The sequence below is a fragment of the Salmonella sp. SAL04196 genome (assembly GCF_046550835.1).
Lineage (GTDB): Bacteria > Pseudomonadota > Gammaproteobacteria > Enterobacterales > Enterobacteriaceae > Salmonella > Salmonella enterica.
The window spans coordinates 375855-392587 of record NZ_JBGDXE010000004.1; the positions used below are offsets into that span (position 1 = coordinate 375855).

General features: G+C 54.3%; 18 protein-coding genes, 1 pseudogene and 1 other annotated feature. Of the genes and pseudogenes, 7 read left to right on the plus strand and 12 right to left on the minus strand.

Annotation, left to right across the window (positions count from 1 at the left end):
- The 3 genes from ilvN to ivbL form a co-directional block, all read right to left on the minus strand.
- Entirely contained in the window at positions 1-291 is a 291-nt protein-coding gene (gene ilvN / locus ACLJPE_RS16865) for an acetolactate synthase small subunit (protein WP_001171826.1), read from the minus strand.
- A gap of 3 nt (positions 292-294) precedes the next feature.
- Positions 295-1983, minus strand: a complete 1689-nt coding sequence (ilvB, locus tag ACLJPE_RS16870) for an acetolactate synthase large subunit (protein ID WP_000168439.1) — start codon at positions 1981-1983, stop codon at positions 295-297.
- A 106-nt stretch (positions 1984-2089) separates the two neighbouring features.
- Positions 2090-2188, minus strand: coding sequence for an ilvB operon leader peptide IvbL (gene ivbL / locus ACLJPE_RS16875; protein WP_001541152.1), 99 nt, complete (start codon positions 2186-2188; stop codon positions 2090-2092).
- Positions 2189-2710: 522 nt separating this feature from the next.
- On the opposite strand from ivbL, the pseudogene ACLJPE_RS16880 reads away from it, so the two are divergent.
- The 4 genes and pseudogenes from ACLJPE_RS16880 to emrD all read left to right on the plus strand — a co-directional run bounded on the left by ACLJPE_RS16880 (position 2711) and on the right by emrD (position 5251).
- Positions 2711-2825, plus strand: a pseudogene (locus ACLJPE_RS16880) (hypothetical protein).
- On the plus strand, positions 2822-2911 hold the full coding sequence (gene tisB, locus ACLJPE_RS16885) for a type I toxin-antitoxin system toxin TisB (RefSeq protein ID WP_000117642.1): 90 nt from the start codon (positions 2822-2824) through the stop codon (positions 2909-2911). Before ACLJPE_RS16880 ends, tisB begins: the two are co-directional and overlap by 4 nt.
- A 92-nt stretch (positions 2912-3003) precedes the next feature.
- Positions 3004-3864: a DMT family transporter gene (locus tag ACLJPE_RS16890; RefSeq protein WP_001636137.1), complete on the plus strand. Its 861-nt coding sequence runs from the start codon at positions 3004-3006 to the stop codon at positions 3862-3864.
- Positions 3865-4066: 202 nt separating this feature from the next.
- Entirely contained in the window at positions 4067-5251 is a 1185-nt protein-coding gene (gene emrD / locus ACLJPE_RS16895; RefSeq protein WP_000828737.1) for a multidrug efflux MFS transporter EmrD, read from the plus strand.
- Here the strand turns inward: emrD and ACLJPE_RS16900 are convergent.
- Positions 5178-6263, minus strand: coding sequence for a cellulase family glycosylhydrolase (locus ACLJPE_RS16900; protein ID WP_023137362.1), 1086 nt, complete (start codon positions 6261-6263; stop codon positions 5178-5180). The genes emrD and ACLJPE_RS16900 overlap by 74 nt on opposite strands.
- Positions 6264-6326: 63 nt before the next feature.
- Positions 6327-7250, minus strand: a complete 924-nt coding sequence (gene dsdC, locus ACLJPE_RS16905) for a DNA-binding transcriptional regulator DsdC (protein WP_001522218.1) — start codon at positions 7248-7250, stop codon at positions 6327-6329.
- Between the two features lie 225 nt (positions 7251-7475).
- Here dsdC and dsdX point away from each other — a divergent pair, with 225 nt between their 5' ends.
- Together dsdX and dsdA are read left to right on the plus strand one after the other, a co-directional pair.
- Positions 7476-8813, plus strand: a complete 1338-nt coding sequence (dsdX, locus tag ACLJPE_RS16910) for a D-serine transporter DsdX (RefSeq protein WP_000543319.1) — start codon at positions 7476-7478, stop codon at positions 8811-8813.
- Between the two features lie 17 nt (positions 8814-8830).
- A complete protein-coding gene (gene dsdA / locus ACLJPE_RS16915) occupies positions 8831-10153 on the plus strand; it encodes a D-serine ammonia-lyase (RefSeq protein WP_000427988.1) in 1323 nt (440 codons plus the stop codon).
- An 81-nt stretch (positions 10154-10234) separates the two neighbouring features.
- Here dsdA and ACLJPE_RS16920 read toward each other — a convergent pair whose 3' ends face one another.
- The 6 genes from ACLJPE_RS16920 to ibpA form a co-directional block, all read right to left on the minus strand.
- Entirely contained in the window at positions 10235-10765 is a 531-nt protein-coding gene (locus ACLJPE_RS16920; RefSeq protein ID WP_000147831.1) for a radical SAM protein, read from the minus strand.
- Entirely contained in the window at positions 10762-11124 is a 363-nt protein-coding gene (locus ACLJPE_RS16925; RefSeq protein ID WP_001113454.1) for a DUF202 domain-containing protein, read from the minus strand. The genes ACLJPE_RS16920 and ACLJPE_RS16925 overlap by 4 nt, the downstream gene beginning before the upstream one ends.
- Positions 11114-11461: a YidH family protein gene (locus ACLJPE_RS16930; RefSeq protein ID WP_000703964.1), complete on the minus strand. Its 348-nt coding sequence runs from the start codon at positions 11459-11461 to the stop codon at positions 11114-11116. The genes ACLJPE_RS16925 and ACLJPE_RS16930 overlap by 11 nt, the downstream gene beginning before the upstream one ends.
- 443 nt (positions 11462-11904) lie before the next feature.
- Positions 11905-13566 (minus strand): putative transporter, encoded by a 1662-nt coding sequence (locus ACLJPE_RS16935; RefSeq protein WP_001279793.1) that lies wholly within the window; start codon positions 13564-13566, stop codon positions 11905-11907.
- A gap of 188 nt (positions 13567-13754) precedes the next feature.
- A complete protein-coding gene (gene ibpB / locus ACLJPE_RS16940; RefSeq protein WP_001246919.1) occupies positions 13755-14183 on the minus strand; it encodes a small heat shock chaperone IbpB in 429 nt (142 codons plus the stop codon).
- Positions 14184-14292: 109 nt separating this feature from the next.
- Entirely contained in the window at positions 14293-14706 is a 414-nt protein-coding gene (ibpA, locus tag ACLJPE_RS16945; protein WP_001532742.1) for a small heat shock chaperone IbpA, read from the minus strand.
- Positions 14700-14773: a sequence feature (ROSE (Repression Of Heat Shock gene Expression) occurs in the 5'-region of heat shock genes and acts as an RNA thermometer to modulate expression.), on the minus strand. (Overlaps the previous gene by 7 nt.)
- Positions 14774-15015: 242 nt before the next feature.
- Here ibpA and ACLJPE_RS16950 point away from each other — a divergent pair.
- On the plus strand, positions 15016-15348 hold the full coding sequence (locus tag ACLJPE_RS16950) for a YceK/YidQ family lipoprotein (protein WP_023207679.1): 333 nt from the start codon (positions 15016-15018) through the stop codon (positions 15346-15348).
- A 1-nt stretch (position 15349) separates the two neighbouring features.
- Here the strand turns inward: ACLJPE_RS16950 and ACLJPE_RS16955 are convergent, their stop codons facing one another.
- Positions 15350-16576 carry a DUF3748 domain-containing protein gene (locus ACLJPE_RS16955; protein ID WP_024798146.1) on the minus strand — a complete coding sequence of 409 codons (1227 nt, stop codon included), beginning with the start codon at positions 16574-16576 and terminating at the stop codon, positions 15350-15352.
- Positions 16577-16733: the final 157 nt, after the last annotated feature.

Genomic DNA, 16733 nt, shown 5'->3' on the forward strand with positions numbered 1-16733 from the left:
TTACTCAAAAAAGACGGCAATTTTATTGAACATGGTGGGATCGGACTGGTTTCGTACCACCTTCGCCACGTCTTCCAGTTTATCGATCTGACTGATCATCTGTTCAAGCCGCTGATCGTCATTGACCAGAAGCCAGATGCGGCTCTGATCGCTACCCTGAATCGGTAAACAGAGAATACCCTCAACGTTGAAAGCGCGTCGGGCGAACAGCCCGCAGACGTGGGTCATCACGCCAGGATGGTTGCGAACGGTCAGCTCCAGAATAACGTTATCATGTGATTGTTTCTGCATGGCTTATTCCCCCACCATCTCTGTATTTGCCGCGCCCGGCGGCACCATCGGATACACTTTTTCTTCCGCATCAATGCGCACGTGGATCAACGCCGGTCCAGGACGACGAATGATAGCCTGCAACGCCGCCTGCGGATCGGCTTCGTTATTCAAATCACAGGTGTCCAGACCAAACCCGGCGGCAATCTGCATAAAATTGATGCTCCCCGGATAGGTTGCCGCAAAAACGCCCTGTTTATAGAACAGACTCTGTTGCTGATGTACCAGTCCCAGCGCGTCGTTATTCATCAGGATAATTTTCACATCCAACTGGTTTTCACTGGCGGTAGCCATCTCCTGAATATTCATCATCAAACTACCGTCACCGGAAAAACACAGCACCTTGTTGCCCGGATTCGCCAGCGCCGCGCCAATCGCCGCGGGCAGACCAAACCCCATGGTGCCCAGCCCGCCGGAAGTCAGCCACTGACGCGGACGGTTGAGCGGATAAGCCTGCGCGGTCCACATCTGATGCTGACCTACGTCAGTGGTAATAATCGCGTTGTCGTCCACACAGGCGGCGACCGCATTAATCAGCCCATAGTGACTAAGCGGGTTATTTTCCTGGGGAATACTGCAAGGGAATTCTTGCTGCAAGTCCGCCACCAACTGATGCCATGCTTCCCGCGGCTGTGCCTCGATATGGGGAATTAACTGTGCCAGTACATCATCGACATCCGCCTGAATAGCCACATGCGGCTGCTTAATTTTGCCTAACTCGGCGCGATCGATATCCACATGGATGATTTTGGCGTTCGGACAAAACTGCTCCGTTTTGCCAATCGCCCGGTCATCAAAACGCGCGCCCAGGACAATCAGTAAATCGGCCTCTTGCAGAATAAAATTGGTACTGCGCGCGCCGTGCATCCCCAGCATTCCTAACGACAGCGGATGCGCCTTAGGCAGCATTCCCAGCGCCATTAAGGTCATTGTCGTCGGCAGTTGCGCTTTTTCCGCCAGTTCGCGCACGCGTGTCGGCGCATTGATCACGCCGCCGCCCAGATACAGCACCGGACGCTTCGCCGCGTTAATCATTGCGGCGGCCTCGCGGATACTCTCCGCGCTAAACTCCGGCGGGGGTGATTTTTCCGCCGGCGACGGCAACGCATCCAGCTCAATTGTCGCCGTCTGCACATCTTTAGGAACGTCTATCCACACCGGGCCGGGACGCCCCGACTGCGCCAGACGAAAAGCATCGCTCATCACCTGAGGCAGCTCATTGATATTTCTGACCAGATAGTTGTGCTTGGTGATGGGGATAGAGATACCGTAGGTATCCACTTCCTGAAACGCGTCAGTACCGATCATGGACGCCGGAACCTGCCCGGTAATGCAGATTAACGGAATGGAATCCAGGCGCGCATCGGCAATGGCCGTGACCAGATTGGTCGCGCCCGGCCCGCTACAGGCCATACAAACAGCAGGTTTACCCTCTGTCCGCGCCATCCCCTGCGCAATAAACCCCGCGCCTTGTTCGTGGCGCGCCAGAATATGACGGATTTGCGTGCTTTGGCTTAACGCGTCGTAAACGGGGAGGATCGAACCGCCGGGAATGCCGGTGACGATACGAATCCCCTGGCGCTCCAGAAAATGAACAATAAATTCCGCGCCCGTAAAGCGCTGAGGTGTAGATGTTGTGCCCGAACTTGCCATGCTCCATTCCTTTTGTTCTGAGCCGACGTTCCGGGAAGGTGTCTTAAACAAAAAACCCCGCCCGGTTTGCGCCGGCGGGGTTTTGGAATCGTGTGTGTTCCGGACCCTACGGCGCATTGCCGACGACCACCACCACACGCACGACGACCACTGCGCGAGATGGCGCAGTTGTTAGTAGGGTCGCGTTCAGCATGGAAGGGTTCATTAGGGGCCTTGTCTGTTTGTTATTAACACGTTTTATACAAGCACAGCGCTTTCAGCATGACAACGGAAAAATTTTCATCTGCACAAAAATGCTTCAGCGATCACATTTTTCTACGAATTTACACGCTTTGAGTATAGGCGTGATAAGCGTAGCGCCCTCCGGTAATCGCCGGGATTGATGATCACGCGTTTCACAATGCCGGAAAACAAAAAACCTCGCCGAAGCGAGGTTCTTACAGCGTAATGCGGGTGGTAGCCGCGAAGCACACTGTGTTATGTCAACAGCAGAAGTATACGCGTTCTGTGCAGAACGCGCAATTTCGGCGCGAATTTTGATGAATTTGAGTATGGATCAGAAGCTCCGTTCTGTCTATAAATTACTGTTAATTTATACAGTACTTAACTATAATGTCTTTGACACAATGTGTTATGCGGGGGCCGCATCGTAAACCGGCGCAACGAAGTCCTGGCTGAAACGGGTGGTGCCGTCAGCGCCTTAACCCCCTCGTGAGCACACTGTGTTATGTCAACACGCACACTATTCCTCGCAAAAGGGATCGCGTGCGCAACAGCTGGCAACAGGCAGCGGAAAGGTACGTCGGCTGGCAGTGCTCCTTAACCACAGGAGACGCGTATGAGCGTAGTGGATATCACCATTCTTATCCTGAAACTCATTGTTGCAGCACTGCAACTGCTTGATGCTGTTCTGAAATACCTTAAGTAATTCAGATTCAAGCCGCACCGAAGGGGAGCGGGCAACCGCTCCCCTTTCACCTTATCCGCTGGTCTTTCGCTTCCCGGGTATGTTACGTTTTTATGACATCCTCAACGACGCCTGACGCTATGACCCTTTCCGTTTTCTGCATTTTGCTGTTCGCCGCGCTGCTACATGCCAGCTGGAACGCCATTGTCAAAGCGGGAAACGATAAGCTCTACGCCGCGATCGGCGTCAGCGGTTCCGCGGCGGTCATGGCATTGATCCTTTTGCCCTTCTCGCCGCAGCCAGCTCACGCCAGTATCCCTTTTTTAGCGGCCTCTACCGCGCTCCAGGTGGTGTATACCGTCCTGGTGGCGAAAACCTATCAGGTCTCGGACATGAGCCAGACCTATCCTCTTATGCGCGGCACCGCGCCGCTGCTGGTGGCGCTCATTAGCGTTCTGTTTCTTGGCGACAGCCTGTCGTCGCTAGCCTGGGTCGGCATCGCAGTGATCTGCATGGCGATACTTGGGATGGCCTGTAATGGCCGCGCCAGCTCTCAACGTGGTGTCGTGCTGGCATTAACTAACGCCTGTTTTATTGCCGGATATACGCTGGTGGACGGGACCGGCGTAAGACTCTCCGAAACGGCGCTGGGCTATACGCTATGGTCATTTTTTCTCAACGGCGCCTGCCTGTTAACCTGGGCGATGATTGCGCGGCGGCGGGAAGCGTCGCGTTATCTGGCGCAACAGTGGAAAAAAGGCATTTTTGGCGGGATTGGCACTATGGGATCTTATGGGCTGGCGCTATGGGCCATGACCCAGGCGCCGCTGGCGGTGGTCGCCGCGCTGCGTGAGACGTCGATTTTATTCGGCGCGCTGATAGCCTGGCTGCTGCTTAAAGAGAAAGTGGCCGGGCTACGTCTGGTGGCGGCTGGCGGGATTGCCCTCGGGGCGATTTTACTCCGTCTGTCATGATTGCCCAATAACAGCCGCAGACGTAACACATTCTCGGCAACATTTGTTGCCGCTTTTGTTTACATATCCTGCCGTTCCTTCGTCTGCCATTGCTGGTCGCTGTCTGGCCTTCTTTTTCTGGTGTGATAGATTCCTCTCGCATTTATGGGAATGCGCAGCAAGTTATTCTTATTTTTTCTTTTTTTGAAAAGTAATCAGCGAAATGAAAAGGCAGAGAAACGTCAATTTGTTGTTGATGTTGGTGTTACTAGTGGCCGTAGGGCAGATGGCGCAAACCATTTATATTCCCGCCATCGCCGATATGGCACAAGCGCTAAACGTCCGGGAAGGCGCCGTCCAGAGCGTAATGGCTGCTTACCTCCTGACCTACGGCGTCTCGCAACTGTTTTACGGCCCGCTTTCCGACCGGGTTGGGCGCCGCCCGGTAATCCTCGTCGGCATGTCTATTTTTATGGTAGCGACTCTGTTCGCCATGACCACGCATAGTTTGACGGTGTTGATTGCCGCCAGCGCCATGCAAGGGATGGGAACCGGCGTTGGCGGAGTAATGGCGAGAACGCTCCCGCGCGATCTGTATGAAGGAACGCAACTTCGTCACGCCAATAGCCTGTTAAATATGGGGATTCTGGTCAGCCCGCTGTTAGCGCCGCTGATTGGCGGTCTGCTGGACACCCTGTGGAACTGGCGCGCGTGTTACGCTTTCCTGCTGGTGCTTTGCGCTGGCGTCACCTTCAGCATGGCGCGCTGGATGCCGGAAACCCGCCCCGCCGGCGCGCCGCGTACACGGCTGATCGCCAGCTATAAAACGCTGTTTGGCAACGGCGCATTTAACTGTTATCTGCTGATGCTAATCGGCGGGCTGGCTGGCATTGCGGTCTTTGAAGCCTGTTCCGGCGTGCTGATGGGGGCAGTATTAGGTCTCAGCAGTATGGTGGTAAGCATTCTGTTTATTCTGCCGATTCCGGCGGCGTTCTTCGGCGCCTGGTTTGCCGGACGCCCGAATAAACGCTTCTCAACCCTGATGTGGCAGTCAGTTATTTGCTGTCTGCTGGCAGGCCTTATGATGTGGATTCCCGGCTGGTTTGGCGTGATGAACGTCTGGACGCTACTCATCCCCGCTGCGCTGTTTTTCTTCGGCGCCGGGATGTTATTTCCACTGGCCACCAGCGGCGCGATGGAGCCGTTTCCGTTCCTTGCAGGCACCGCTGGCGCGCTGGTCGGCGGGCTGCAAAATATTGGTTCCGGCGTACTGGCGTGGCTTTCGGCAATGTTGCCGCAAACCGGTCAGGGCAGTCTGGGACTGTTGATGACCCTTATGGGATTACTGATCCTGGCGTGCTGGCTGCCGCTGGCGTCACGGATATCGCATCAGGGACAGACGGTTTAACGTTCCCCTCGCCCGGCTTTTTGCCGGGCGTTTCACATTCCGGCGCGATCATCGCATTGAGCAGGGACTCTTGCGCCGGACGCCACGCTCCTTCTTCGCCGTCATAAAACTGTGTGTCCGCGTTTATCGCATACGGAATATGCGCTTTTTTCAGCTCGCAGGCCATAAAACGGGCAAACGCGAACTGTGAAGCGACCGGCGTCATTTTTATCGACTCTCCCGGCGCCCATCCGCCCACCCAGCTTGCATGGCCGGTCTTATGCTGCCAGCGAACCGCAGCGTTGATCCGTGCCCGAATCGCCGCTTTTTCCGCCGCCGTGCCTGATGTCCACGGATATTTACCGCCGCTTTTCAGGGGGCCCCACGGGAAGATGTGCCACTCCGCCAGTACATAGTTCTGGCTTTGCGCCGGCAGTTTAAGCGCCGACAAATCCTCCGGCGCGGCGCGCATGCGGGGGGCAACGAAAATCATCCGCTGTGGATCAATGGCATGAATCAGGCGGATGGTTTTGTCATATACGCGATTCAGCGACGCCATATTATGATTGAGTTTGTCGGCAGGCTCATAAATGAGATCGAACCCCAGAAGCGGGGATGTCTGGCCAAAATAGCGCGCAACCACGCTCCACCAGTTGATCAGCTCCTTTTCATGGCTGGCGCTGGGATCGGTTTTATACGCATCCGCCTGATAGGCAATAATGGGTATGACACCATAGTATTCGCAGGCTTCTACCAGCTTACGCAAATGGATGAGGCGCGCTTCCGTCGGCGCGCCTGCCACACGAATACGGACATGCGTTAACCCTTTTGCCTTAAAATCCCGCACGACCAGCGGATCAAACTCGCGGATACCCCGTTCCGTTCGCGCCCAGTCAACATCCATCCCAACGCCAAGCTGCTGCGCATAGCGCGCCGCCGTCAAAGGCATCGGTTTCGCATAGACGACCGCGCTGGTCAGCATGAGAGAGGCAATAAGCGGTTTAAACACGACGCCCCCTAAAATTTTTACCACGGTGATAGCACGTATTTAGCATATTCACTCCCGGCAGGTGTAGCGACAAAGCGTAATAAATCTTCACACCTGTTCCTGCAACCAGCGAATAAATGCCTCGATTTTCGGCCACTGCCTGCCAGGCAGAGTGGTGACATAATAATGCTGATGACATTTCAGCCTCATGTCACCAAAAGGCGCAATCAGTTCTCCGCTGTCGAGACGCTTTTGCACCAGCCGTTTACGTCCCATCGCCACGCCAATGTGATTCATCGCGGCAATTACCGCTAAATCAGAACGATCGAAGCCAATGCCGGATGAATCCGGCAAATTTACCGCAAAATGCTGCGCCCAACTGTGCCACTCATCGGTGCCAGAATCGTTACTCCACGCCTGTCTGTCGTGTAAGAGCGTACAGTGCCGCAGGTTATTCAGGTTGTCCTGCAAGGCGAAACGATGGGCGTAATCCGGGCTGCAAACGGGCAAAATCGCCTCATCCATTAAAAAATGGTGCGTGAGCTGCGCCGACGGCGCATCGTCAAAATAGATAGCCAGGTCAATGCCGGCACGCTGTAGGTTAACGTTATCGTTGCCGGTCAGCATAGTGAGAGAAATTGACGGATAGCGACGGGTAAAGTCCCCCAGCGCGGGCACCAGCCAGCACTGGGCGATAGAGGGACGGGAATACACGGTCAACGTGCCGGACAGTTCCTGATTTTTGATATCGAGGATTTCCTGATTCAACGTATCCAGCGACGATTTCAGCGCCCAGAATACCCGTTTGCCTTCATGGGTAAGCTCCACTTTACGGTGAGAGCGGACAAATAGCTGGATTCCCAACTCGGCTTCCAGTTGATTGATACGATGGCTTACCGCACTTGGGCTTAACGACAGCTCATCTGCCGCCAGAGCAAAGGACTGGTGTCTGGCCGCGACTTCAAAAGTATAGAGTTTGGATAACTGCCAACCGTTGAGTAAGCGGTTTCGGGTATCGCGAAGGGGTTCCATGGCAACCTCAGTCATCTTTTAATTTCCCGAAGTGTAAAAAAACACGCTGAAAAAATCCGCACATAGATGAATCAAAATGAACCATATCGCAAAATAAAGGCAATATTAGATGGAAATCACATAGTTGATTCAATTTACATCATGTGAATGGCAAATTATATCGTTTGTCAGGGGGTGCTGTTTTTCTGTCCAATAAGAACAGATTAATCACAGGGTAGGTGAGATATGCACGCTCAAATCTGGGTAGTGAGCACGCTGCTGATCAGCATCGTGTTAATCGTATTGACCATCGTGAAGTTTAAATTCCATCCCTTCCTGGCGTTACTGCTCGCCAGTTTCTTTGTCGGCGCGATGATGGGCATGGGGCCGCTGGAGATGGTCACGGCGATAGAAAACGGAATAGGCGGTACGCTCGGTTTTCTGGCCGCCGTTATCGGTCTTGGCACCATCCTCGGCAAAATGATGGAGGTTTCCGGCGCGGCGGAACGCATCGGGCTTACGCTCCAGCGCTGCCGCTGGCTCTCTGCTGACGTGATCATGGTACTGGTGGGGCTGATTTGCGGAATCACGTTGTTCGTGGAAGTGGGCGTCGTGTTGCTCATCCCACTGGCGTTTTCTATCGCTAAAAAAACCCATACCTCGCTGCTGAAGCTGGCCATTCCGCTGTGTACCGCGCTGATGGCCGTCCATTGCGTGGTACCGCCGCATCCTGCTGCGCTGTTTGTCGCAAATAAACTGGGGGCGGATATCGGCTCGGTGATTGTCTACGGTCTGCTGGTCGGACTGATGGCATCATTGGTCGGCGGTCCGCTGTTCTTAAAGTTTCTGGGTAATCGTCTGCCGTTCAAGCCCGTACCGACAGAGTTTGCGGATCTTGAAGTGCGCGCCGAAAACACCCTGCCGTCGCTGGGCGCAACGCTGTTTACCGTTCTGCTGCCGATTGGCCTGATGCTGGTGAAAACCGTCGCTGAACTGAATATGGCGAAAGACGGCACGTTGTATACGCTGCTGGAGTTTATCGGTAATCCGATCACCGCGATGTTTATCGCTGTCTTTGTAGCGTATTACATACTCGGTCTGCGCCAGCATATGGGTATGAGCACGCTACTTACCCACACCGAAAACGGCTTTGGCGCCATTGCGAACATCCTGCTGATTATCGGCGCGGGCGGCGCGTTCAACGCCATTCTCAAAAGTAGCGGGCTGGCGGACACGCTGGCGGTGATCCTCTCAAATATGCATATGCACCCGATTCTGCTGGCATGGCTGGTAGCGCTGATTCTGCACGCGGCGGTCGGCTCTGCGACGGTGGCGATGATGGGCGCCACCGCGATTGTTGCGCCCATGCTGCCGCTCTATCCTGACGTCAGCCCGGAGATCATTGCGATTGCCATTGGTTCCGGCGCCATTGGCTGCACGATCGTGACCGATTCCCTGTTCTGGCTGGTCAAGCAGTATTGCGGCGCTACGCTGAATGAAACGTTTAAATACTATACGACGGCCACGTTTATCGCATCTGTCGTTGCACTGGCTGGCACATTCCTGCTTTCCTTTATCATCTGATCGTAAAGAGACGTACTATGGAAAACATACAAAAGCTCATCGCCCGGTATCCTTTGGTCGAGGATCTGGTCGCCCTCAAAGAAACCACCTGGTTTAACCCGGGCGCCACCTCTCTTGCACAAGGTCTACCGTATGTCGGCCTGACGGAGCAGGACGTAAACGCCGCCCATGACCGTCTGGCGCGCTTTGCGCCGTATCTGGCGAAAGCGTTTCCGCAAACCGCTGCCGCTGGCGGCATGATCGAATCTGACGTGGTCGCTATTCCGGCCATGCAAAAGCGGCTGGAAAAAGAGTATGGGCAAACGATCGACGGTGAAATGCTGTTAAAAAAAGACAGTCACCTGGCAATCTCTGGTTCCATTAAAGCGCGCGGCGGCATCTACGAGGTGCTAACGCACGCGGAAAAACTGGCGCTGGAGGCGGGTCTGTTAACCACCGACGATGACTATAGCGTGTTGCTTTCGCCGGAATTTAAACAATTCTTCAGCCAGTACAGTATCGCCGTCGGTTCAACCGGCAATCTGGGGCTATCGATCGGTATCATGAGCGCCTGCATCGGTTTTAAAGTGACGGTACATATGTCTGCCGACGCCCGCGCCTGGAAAAAAGCGAAGCTGCGTAGCCACGGCGTGACGGTCGTGGAATACGAGGATGATTACGGCGTGGCGGTTGAGCAGGGCCGAAAAGCAGCACAATCCGATCCAAACTGTTTCTTTATCGACGATGAAAACTCCCGCACGCTATTTCTGGGCTATGCGGTAGCGGGCCAGCGCCTGAAAGCGCAATTCGCGCAACAGGGACGCGTCGTTGACGCCAGCCACCCACTGTTTGTTTATCTGCCGTGCGGCGTTGGCGGCGGCCCTGGCGGCGTCGCCTTTGGCCTGAAACTGGCGTTTGGCGACAACGTCCACTGTTTCTTTGCCGAACCGACCCATTCACCCTGCATGTTACTCGGCGTTTATACCGGTCTGCACGATGCCATCTCAGTACAAGATATCGGTATTGATAACCTGACGGCGGCGGACGGCCTGGCGGTAGGTCGCGCTTCGGGCTTTGTTGGTCGGGCAATGGAGCGCCTGCTTGACGGCCTCTATACCTTAGACGATCAAACAATGTACGACATGCTGGGCTGGCTGGCGCAGGAGGAAGGAATTCGACTGGAGCCATCAGCTCTGGCGGGGATGGCCGGGCCACAGCGCATTTGCGCCGCCACCGAGTATCAGCAAAGGCATGGATTCAGTCAGACGCAGCTCGGCAACGCGACGCATCTGGTATGGGCAACCGGGGGCGGCATGGTGCCGGAGGATGAAATGGAACAATACCTGGCAAAAGGACGCTAATACTCGCTCAGAGCCGGAAAGACGGCAGCGCCATCCGGCACGCCATCGCCTGATGGCGCTACGCTTATCAGGCTTACGACGCTAACGCAGCATCGCCATCAACTCCTCCGGCGAGCGATGCTGTTTCAGTAAATCCCGCATCACCCGCATATGCGGCGAGGAGTAGTTAAAAAAGGTCTGGTAGCCCTCGCAAAGCCGGTTTTTCCCCTGGCTATCCCGATGCTCAGGGCATCCGCCGCCGCAAAATCGTAATAAAGAGCACTTCTGACATTCAGCGCTTAGCGGCGCCTTGTCCGGCGCTTCAGCGCCATTCCTGCCGCCGCACCACTGCTGTAGCGTCTCATCAAAAAGGCGAACCGAGATACGCTGAATATCTTCACGTACCCAAATATCAAATACGCTATTTAAAAACCGCCCCCAGTCTGCTGAACACAATGAATCCTCGGTCAACATTCCGTTCCGGTCATGTTCCAACAATGGGATAAAATGGACATTGCGAATGCCGAGCCGTTGTAAGTTACGGTACAGTTGCTGAGGGCGCTGGCTATTCTGGCGATTTACGACGACCTGAATCTGGTCATCACTCACGACAATGTCCTGACGTCCTGTCATATAAAATTCCCGATAAATGCAATAAGTTGGCGAATATGGGTAACAGCAAACAGGATTGCGAGCGACAACACCGCGAGGGAGATCAAAAATTTGTCACGCACGACATGAGTTTCGGAAAAATCGCTATGCGCGACATCCATCAAATTACGACTCAGGGTATAACGCCAAAGAATCACCGCCACTATCGCCAGAACGCTGATTGACACCCAGAACAAGAACCCCGCCTGATGCCAGTGGTGCCTGACGGCTAACGCCATTAACGCCCCGTATCCCAGCAGCGTGCGAAACCAGGCCAGCGAGGTACGTTCCGGTTGCAGCCCCGGATCGTTCTGCCGACGGGCTTTACGACTATCCGGCATACAGTACCAGCCCCATCACTATCACCGCGACAATCATCAAAATAACGCTGATGATCAACAGGCTATGGGTATAAGGCAAATCCTCTTTCAGACGCATCGCTTTTTCATTACGTAACCAGCGTAGATAGCCATAAATCGCCAGGCCGCCCGCAAACAGACAGAGTAATAACGCCAGCAGTTCACGGATCACTGGCGTGGCAAAATCCGGGGCGAGCTGATCAAGACCGACGCCTGCCGCCAGAAATCCCAGCGAGGTGCGAATCCACGCCAGAAAGGTACGCTCATTTGCCAGTGAGAAGCGATAATCCGGCGCTTCTCCGAGGCGGGAAATCTTCATGACGACTCCTTTTACGTTCTTATGTATTCCCGTTCGTTTTCAGAATACCACTCACGTTGTTGCTGATATGCTTCACATTATCCCGCAGCAAGGGAATCTTATTGCAAAATAACTGTAGTTCACTGGTGATGTGTTTCGGCGCAACCGCGCTCATTGCCGCTATTTTTCATTTCAGTTGCGACCTTTTTCAACGCCACCGCAAGGAAAGGCATTATTGCCGAATTAAAAGCTGAAAAACCACCCGTCGCGACGAAAAAAAAGGCGAAGAAGATTGATAACTAACTGAAACAAATTGGAATTATGCTCGTTGCCATTACGCTGATTAGCGCGTTCATTGAGGAAAGAGATAAGAAGAAGAGCAGAAGTGTGACCGGTGCGGCGCGCGTTATCCAGCCTGGATTTAACACAGTGCATAGGCCGGATAAGCAACGCGCCATCAGGCGCTAACCCATTCCCCAAAAAATCACCGCCAGCAGTTGTGGCGTGATAATACGCAGGAACATCACTAACGGATAGACGGTCGCGTAAGAGAGCGCCGCCGCGCCGCTGGTGGCATGAAGATTGTTGGCAAATGCCAGCGCTGGCGGATCGGTCATCGAACCGGCCAGCATCCCGCACAGCGTCAGATAGTTCATTTTGGCAAAAATCCGCGCCAGCAAACCGACGGTAATCAGCGGAATAGCGGTGATGAAAATACCATAGCCAATCCAGCTTAATCCTTCGCCCTGCGTCAGCGTATCGACAAAATCGCCGCCGGATTTCAGCCCAACGACCGCCAAAAACAAAACGATGCCTAACTCACGCAGCGCGAGGTTGGCGCTCGGCGGCATAAACCAGTACAGCTTACCGATGCTGCCGATACGCCCCAAAATGAGCGCCATGATCAGCGGCCCGCCGGCCAGCCCCAGTTTTAACGCGACCGGGAATCCCGGCACAAACAACGGGATTGACCCAAGCAGAACCCCTAATCCGATGCCGATAAACACCGGCAGCATCTGCACCTGCTGGAGTTTTTGTTGCGCGTTGCCGACCACATTGGCTACCGCATCAATCGAGGCTGGACGCCCCACCAGATTGAGAATGTCGCCAAACTGCAGGCTGGCGTCGCTACTGGCGACCAGTTCAACGCCCGCGCGGTTAAGACGGGAGATAACCACGTCATAACGCTCTTTAAAGTGCAAATCGCGGATACGTTTGCCGAGCACTTTTTCGTTGGTGACGACCACACGCTCGACGCGTAAATCCGTGCCGCGCGTCGACAACGAGGTGTCCACTTCCTTGCCGATCACCAGTTGCGCGTTATGCAGGTCGGTAGATTGGCCGACGAGGTGCAGCAGGTCGCCTGCCTGGATAATCGTCCCCGGCGACGGCACCATCAGCGTATCGTCGCGTTTCAGGCGTGAGCAAATAATTTTATCGCTGTTCAGGATCGGCACATCCTGGATAGCCATATTATTGAGGTTCGGATTCTCGACACGGATATTCATTGTTTGAATTAATGAATGACCGTTAGCGAGAGAGGATTCGTGCTTCTGCGCCTCCGCCTCGACGTTAACGCGAAAAATCAACCGCATCAGCCACATGGTGAGCAAAATACCGCAGATGCCAAACGGATACGCCATCGCATAGCTCATCCCCATCTGATCCACCAGATCCACTGGCGTTCCCAGATCGCGCAGGATTTGCTGACCCGCCCCTAACGCAGGCGTATTGGTGACTGCGCCGGAGAAAATCCCCAGCACCACTGGCAGCGGAATAGCGAAAATTTTATGCAGAATCGCGGTGACCAACCCGCCCATAATCACAATCAGAACAGCAAACAGATTGAGACGCAGCCCGGAAACGCGTAGCGAGGCGAAAAACCCCGGCCCCACCTGTATGCCGATGGTATAAACAAAAAGGATCAGGCCGAACTCCTGGATAAAGTGCAGCATATCGCCGCTCAGCGTCACCCCAGCCTGATCGACGAAGTGGCCGACGATAATACCGCCGAACAACACACCGCCAATACCAAAGCCGACACCGCGCACTTTAATGTTGCCGATCCATAAACCGACAACCGCCACCAACGCCAGAACGCTGACCGTCAATGCGATATCACTCATCTTTTCTTCCCTGTGAGTAACATTTCAATTTATAGGGATTATGACTGAACCGTTAAGGCATATATACAGCATGGCGCACATTCTCATGTTACAAAACCGCCCAGACGTCCTGACTTCGGCAGCGTCTTACCCTTTTTCGTGGCACAAAAAAGCCCCGCCATCTCTGGCGGGGCAAGGCAAGGAGCTCATTAGCTATTTAATGCGGAGCGTTCGTTAATGGCTATACGCTGCGGCGCAATGGTTTCCGGCTCGTTGCGGGTTAAATCAATATGCAGCAGGCCGTTGGTAAACGTCGCGCCGGAAACTTCCATATTCTCAGCCAGCGTAAAGCTCAGGCTAAAAGGCTGCATGACCAGGCCCTGATGTAACCATTTGGGCTCGTTTTCCGGCTGTTCCGGCGTGCCTTTCACCGTCAGGCGCGTGCCTTCCAGTTGAATATCCAGATCTTCCTGACGGAAACCGGCTAACGCTAAGGTAATGCGATAATGGTTATCGTCGCTTTTTTCGATGTTATAGGGCGGGAAGCTCTGGCTTTCGCCGCTGTTTTGCAGCGCATTGGCCAGCTTGTCAAAACCGATCCATTGACGCAGCAGTGGGGATAAATCGTAGTTACGCATAATCATTTCTCCTTCTAAGAAGCGAGTTTTTACCTTCACACTTTACGTGCGAATATGCTCCCTGACGGCGAGCATGGGATGACAGGCCGCGCAACGCGACCCGACGGAATCAGTTAATTTCGATACGGCGCGGTTTGTTCGCTTCCGGAATCACGCGCTCCAGTTCGATATACAGCAGCCCGTTGACCAGGTTTGCGCCGCGAACGTGAATGTTCTCCGCTAACTGGAACTTACGTTCAAAGTTACGCTCGGCAATGCCCTGATACAGGTAAGTACGTTCTTTCTGCTCGTCCGCATGAGCGCCTTTTACCACCAGTAAATTATCCTGGGCAGTAATCTCCAGTTCGCTTTCCGCGAAACCGGCAACGGCAATGGCGATGCGGTAGTGGTTTTCGTCTACCAGCTCAACGTTGTACGGAGGGTAGCCGCCATTACTTTGGCTTTGGTTATTTTCAAGCAGGTTAAACAGACGGTCAAAACCAATGGCAGAACGGTACAGCGGGGATAAATCAAAGTTACGCATAATCATAAACTCCTGAAATCAGCGAGAATGTCAGACCTTCCATCATGGACAGGCCAGGATTGCCAGAACACCCATCAGGCGTGCCCTTCTATTCACTACGTCTTATAAATGGGTCTGAATACGTACTTTTCAAGTATTTTAATCCGACTTTTTTTTGCAGTTTATTGGCTATTGCATAGACTGGTTGGGACAGCACTGATTGTTAAAGTGCGATTACTGCCACAGTGCCGCGTACTGGTGATGTTATTTTTAGCAACGGATCGCTATAACTCATCATGCAAATAACGACAACCAACAGATGAATGAGTGATGATAAAAAACGTGTTGTTAACGCTGATAATATGGAATGGGATACTTTTATTAGGCGGTTGTTCAAGCGTCATGTCGCACACCGGCGGTAAAGAGGGTACTTATCCTGGCACGCGCGCCAGCGCTACGATGATCGGTAACGATGAGACAAACTGGGGCACCAAATCGTTGGCTATCCTGGATATGCCGTTTACCGCCGTGATGGATACGATCCTTCTGCCGTGGGACATCTTCCGCAAAGACAGTTCGGTAAGATCGCGCGTAGAGAAAAGCGAGGAGGAGACGAAAATGACCAATGCCGTCATCCCCCCGGCGAAGATGCCTCCTCCCTGATCTATCGCCCGGTTTCCGTCACCCATAGCTGACGGAACCCTTTCACCTCTTCCATCCATGCGACGTGTCGCCCATCCGGTGAAAAAACGACGGCGTCTGCAGAAGGCGGGTTGTCGTGCCTGGCGGTTAAGAAGTCGATCCTCCCACTTTGTGCGTCGCAGCAGGCAATCCGATTTTCCAGCACCAGTCCCAGCCATTTACCCGACGGATGCCAGTTAAACGCTGACTGTACGCCGGTCGCATGATGCGTTAACTGCCGGGGCTCGCCTCCCTGCGGCGATATCAGCCACAGTTGCGCTACGCCGTTATCGTCCCGCATCAAAAAGGCGATCGCCGTCGCCTGCGGATTACTGCGGACCCAGTGGCGTGGTTCGTTAGTGAGCCCAGGGTAAACACGCTGGTGAGTAAAGGTAAGACGCCGCTGAACTACGCCCAACGGCGGCGATGGCATCGTTGATTCGGTTCCCGTCAGCGGCGTGTCGCCTGCCTGTTTCCAGCCGTTTTCATGACACGGTAAATCGACAATAAACAGCTCCGGGACTTTTTTGCCCGTCAGCGACAGCGTATCGCCAATAAAGGCGATCTGGCGGTTGCCCACCCAGCCCTCTTCATAGGCGCGGTTAATGTCATCGCTGCCAGGTCTCGGCGCAGGCGTCGTGCGGCTAACCAGTACGCACCAGTAGCTACCGCTGTATTCGCGCGGATGCTGAGCCGGTACCGTAACCGGCCCATACGGCACGGCCACGCCGACATTACGCAGATCCAGCGCCGGATCTCGCTCATGCAGAACGTGGTCATTATAGGTAAAACTCACCAGCTCGCCGTTCGGGCTAAATACATGGACGTGGCTGCCGCCGCGCAGCGCGCCGGGAGTATACGGCGCAGTAATATCCATCGCATCGAGGTTAGTCACGCCCCTCGGCGTTGCAATAACGCCCCGGCGGTGGTGAAAATCGTAATGCCACGTCTCATCAGGGTTTTCAGGGCCATGAATAAACACATAGTGATTGTCGGCAGGATGCACCGTCACCACGCCGACATGCGCGCCCTGCACGGCGCGATAAATCACCTCCACGTCGCCGGTATGCACATTGACACGCTCAATAGTCTTGCCCGTAAATGACGCGCCTGAAGGCCGCACATCAAAGACCAGCCACTGGCTGTCAGGTGTCCAGGTATTGGTGTTGGTAAGCTGGTGATGGCGCGGCGTAAAGGTGATTTGTTTCATGGGATGTCCTGATAAGAGACGATGCTCGCCATCATACTTCACACGGGCTTTACTTTCAGGCTTTAGCGTATCGTTGAGATAGCCAGGCCCGGTGGCGCCACGCCACCGGGCCGTCAGGGTCTTATTTCTCCTGCGCCAGCCGGATACTGCGCTCTAT